Source organism: Streptomyces sp. NPDC004561 (assembly GCF_053602155.1).
In genome coordinates, this window is record NZ_JBSGDB010000655.1 from 1 (window position 1) to 3,992 (window position 3,992).

Consider the following 3,992-nt stretch of genomic DNA (forward strand, 5'->3'; position numbering starts at 1 on the left):
GCCGCAAGGGAGTCGTACAGGCCCTCGGCAACTCCTTCGGGTCCCTGCACCGGCCCCCGTACATCCACCTCGACGGCGACGACCGCACCGGTGCCGTCGAGAGCGGCGAGAACCTCACCGTCAACCTCGACCACCGGCAGGACTTCCGGCGCATCCTCGTGTTCGTCACCATCTACGAGGGCGCCAGCTCCTTCGCCGACCTGCACGCCACCGTCGCCCTCCAGCCGCAGCACGGCGCGGCCGTCGACTTCTCCCTGGACGACTGCACGGTCCCCTCCACGGTGTGCGCCCTCGCCCTGATCACCAACACCGGCGGGGATCTCGTCGTCCGGCGCGAGGCCCGGTATCTCGTACCGGATCGCGGCGTGAGCCCGCAGCGGACGATAGACCGCGCCTACGGGTGGGGCATGAACTGGACGCCCGGGCGCAAATGACCGGGCTCAGCCCTCGTCGGGCACCGCGCCGGGACGCTCGTACGTGCGGCCCTTCCAGGCGGCACCCCGCCCCCGGTAGTGCTGTACGGCGGAGTCCACCGTCATGAGGAGGTAGAGGAACGCGGTGTACGGCAGCAGCGGGGCGAGCCACAGCGGCTGCCGGTAGTAGCGCAGCATCGGCGCGTACGTGCCCGCCATCACCGCCCACGCCAGCGCGCCGAGGGCAGCCGTCGGCACGTCGCCCGCGGCCGCGCCCACGACCACGGCCGCCGGCGGCACCAGGTACACCAGCGCCAGCCCGGCGACCGTACCGAGCAGCAGCAGCGGATTGTGCCGCAGCTGGGCGTACGCGCTCCGGGAGACCATCCGCCACAGGTCGTGCAGCCGCGGATACGGGCGCACGCTGTCCACCCGGTCGGCAAGGCCGAGCCAGACCTGCCCGCCCGCGCCCTTCACCGCACGTGCCAGGGCCACGTCGTCGATGACGGCGTGCCGGATGGCGTCCGGGATCCGCGCCTTCTCCGCCATGCCGGTGCGCAGCAGGACACAGCCGCCCGCCGCGGCCGCCGTACGCGATCCCCTGCGGCCGATCCGGCGGAACGGGTACAGCTGGGCGAAGAAGTACACGAACGCCGGGACCACCAGCCGCTCCCACCGGCTCTCCACCCGCAGCCGCGCCATCTGCGACACCACGTCGAAGTCCCCGGTGCGGGCGGCCGCCACCAGTGCGCGCAGGCTCTCCGGCGTGTGCGCGATGTCGGCGTCCGTCAGCAGCAGGTACTCGGGGTCCCGCGCGCGTGCCAGGGCGATGCCGTGCCGCACCGCCCACAGCTTGCCCGTCCAGCCCGCGGGCGGCTCGCCCGGTGAGCCCACCGTGAGCGGCAGCCCTCCGTGCCGCCGGGACAGCTCCTGCGCCAGCTCCCCGGTGCCGTCCGTACTGCCGTCGTCGACCAGGAAGACCTCCGCCCGCCCCGGATAGTCCTGCGCCAGCAGCGACGGCAGGCTCGCGGGCAGCACGGCGGCCTCTTCGCGGGCCGGTACGACCACACAGACGGAGGGCCACGCGTCCGGTTCGCGGCGCGGTGGCAGGCGGACGTCCGTGCGCCAGAAGAACCCCTGGCACAGCAGCAGCCAGCACCAGGCGGCCAGCGATCCGACGGTGATCCACAGAAAGGCGCTCACGGGCGCAGTGTGCCCCACGGGAGGGGTCCCCAAGAGGGCATCGTCTATCGTGGCCGGGTGAAGATCGCGCTCATGGACTCCGGAATCGGCCTGCTTCCCGCCGCTGCCGCGGTACGCCGGCTGCGGCCCGACGCGGACCTGGTGCTGTCGTGGGACCCGGACGGAATGCCCTGGGGTCCGCGCACTCCGGAGGACATCACGCGGCGCGCCATCGCCGTGGCCGAGGCAGCCGCGGCCCACGAGCCCGACGTCCTGATCGTCGCCTGCAACACCGCGTCCGTGCACTCCCTGCCGCAGATGCGTGCCCGGTTCGAACCGGATCTGCCGATCATCGGCACCGTCCCGGCCATCAAGCCGGCTGCGGCGGGCGGCGGCCACATCGCGATCTGGGCCACCCCCGCCACCACCGGGAGCGCCTATCAGCGGGGCCTGATCGAGCAGTTCGCCGCCGGGGTCACCGTCACCGAGGTGGCCTGCCCCGGTCTCGCGGACGCCGTGCACCACGCCGACGACGCCGCGATCGACGCCGCGATCGCCTCGGCGGCCTCCCGCACCCCCCACGACGTGACCACCGTCGTGCTCGGCTGCACCAACTACGAGCTGGTCGGCGAGCGCATCCGGGCGGCCGTCCAGCGGCCGGGTTGCCCGCCGCTCATCCTGCACGGCTCCGCCGGGGCCGTCGCCGCCCAGGCCCTGCGCAGGATCGGGGCCCAGCCGGATCCGGCCGCCGTCGCCGACACGAGCCTCACGGTGCTGCTGAGCGGTCGCCCGGCGACGCTCCCGGACACGGCCCTGGCCTACGCCGAGGGCCGCTTCCTCCAGACCGTCGGCAGCACCGTCCGCTGACCGGCGGGTCACCGGCCCGGTCCGCTCGGCCCGCCGTGCTCCACCCGGGCCAGTCACGCTCCGTCCGGCCCTACCCGCGCAACGAAACCTGAGTAACCTCATAAACATGAGGGACCACCCCGGCGCCGACGACACCTCGAACCCCGACGTCTGGACCGGACGCGCCACCAACCGGGTGCAGTGGCTGCTGGCGCTGGTGGGGGCGGCCTGCATGGCGCTCGGCATCGAGCTGGCCGTGGACTCGGCGTGGACGTCCGGGATCGCCCCGCTGGTGATGTCCGTCGTGGGCTGCATCGCGGCCGGCCTGCTGGTCCTCTTCGGCACGCTCGCGTTCGTGCACGTCGACCTCAAGCTCGACCGGGAGTCCGTCGAGGTGCGCTGCGGCCACATCGGGGTGCCGCGCCGCCGCATCCCGCTCTCCCATGTGGCGGGCGCCGACTTCACCGCCCTCGTGACCCCGCGGCAGTGGGGCGGCTGGGGCTACCGCTGGCGTCCCGAGAAGGGCACCGCGGTCGTCGTACGCCGGGGCGAGGGCATCGTGCTGAGCCTGTGGGACGGCCACACCTTCACCGTCACCGTGGACAACGCGGAATCGGCGGTACGGGTCATCAGGGCCCGACTGCGGACGATCAGGCCGGGGACGGCGGGCTGACTTCCTACGGCAGAGGCACGGCCGAGCGGGCCGCCTGAAGTCCTGTCGGTTCCGGCGTGCGGCGGAACCGGGTCACGCGGGGGAGTCCGCCTCCGCCCCGGCCCCCGTCCAAGGCCGTGCGGTCGCCCAGCCGGCCAGCAGGCCCGCGCCCGCCGTCACCGTGGTGAAGCTCAGCGCGTCGCCCACCGTCGCGAGGGCGGCCAGCGCCGTCAGGGCCGTGGCCGCGGTGAGGGCGACCGGCGTGGAGCGGGGGGTGCGCCACAGCGCGTGCAGCACCCAGCAGAACGCGGCGACGAGCAGGACCACCCCGACGATCCCCTGCTCCGCCGCCAGTTGCAGCGGCGCCGAGTGGGGCTTGCCGTCGGACAGCGGCAGCTGCGGGGCCGTCGAACTCAGCTCGCCGAACCGGTCGGGGCCCACCCCCAGCCCGCTCTCCCGCCCCGCCAGCCGCAGGGCGTCCTGCCACAGCCCGACCCGGCGCGGCGTCAGCAGGCTTTGCAGCGCCCCGGCGGGACCGCCGGGCAGCGCGTCGGCGGCGGCCGCCCAGACCGTGCCCGCGACCAGGACCGCGACCGCGGCCAGGGCGGCGAGCCACGCGCCCCGGCGAGGGCCCCGGCCCGCCGCCAGCGAACCCAGCAGGACCACCGCACTGGCCGCGCAACCGGCGGCCGACCCCAGCGCGGCCCCCGTCAGGGCGATTCCCGCGGCCAGCGTCCGCAGCCCCAGCCGCAGCGCCGGTACGGGCGTCGCCCAGGCGGCACAGCACGCGGCCCCGGTGGCCAGTGCGAGCAGCGCGGCCGTGGCGCCGGCGTGGCCCAGCGGGGTGCCTAGGCGGGGGACCAGGAAGAAGATGGCGAAGGTGACTGCGCTGACCACCG

Annotated in this window: 4 protein-coding genes and 1 pseudogene; 3 read left to right on the plus strand and 2 right to left on the minus strand. The window is 74.8% G+C overall.

All coding sequences use genetic code 11. From position 1 onward, the window contains the following. Positions 1–434 (plus strand): annotated as a pseudogene (locus ACWEN3_RS42920) (Tellurium resistance); the annotation flags it as partial. Positions 435–440: 6 nt separating this feature from the next. Here ACWEN3_RS42920 and ACWEN3_RS42925 read toward each other — a convergent pair. After that, positions 441–1,634 (minus strand): glycosyltransferase, encoded by a 1,194-nt coding sequence (locus ACWEN3_RS42925; protein ID WP_452983106.1) that lies wholly within the window; start codon positions 1,632–1,634, stop codon positions 441–443. 39 nt (positions 1,635–1,673) lie between these two features. On the opposite strand from ACWEN3_RS42925, the gene ACWEN3_RS42930 reads away from it, so the two are divergent. Continuing rightward, positions 1,674–2,462, plus strand: coding sequence for a glutamate racemase (locus ACWEN3_RS42930; protein WP_452983109.1), 789 nt, complete (start codon positions 1,674–1,676; stop codon positions 2,460–2,462). Between the two features lie 106 nt (positions 2,463–2,568). Beyond that, positions 2,569–3,114, plus strand: a complete 546-nt coding sequence (locus ACWEN3_RS42935; RefSeq protein WP_452983112.1) for a hypothetical protein — start codon at positions 2,569–2,571, stop codon at positions 3,112–3,114. Positions 3,115–3,186: 72 nt separating this feature from the next. Here the strand turns inward: ACWEN3_RS42935 and ACWEN3_RS42940 are convergent. Next, positions 3,187–3,992: O-antigen ligase family protein (locus ACWEN3_RS42940; protein ID WP_452983115.1), on the minus strand; the 806-nt coding region annotated here is incomplete at its 5' end.

Excerpts from the sequence above, each read along its gene's own strand:
- ACWEN3_RS42935 (WP_452983112.1), top strand. The coding sequence starts at position 2,569 with ATGAGGGACCACCCCGGCGCCGACGACACCTCGAACCCCGACGTCTGG.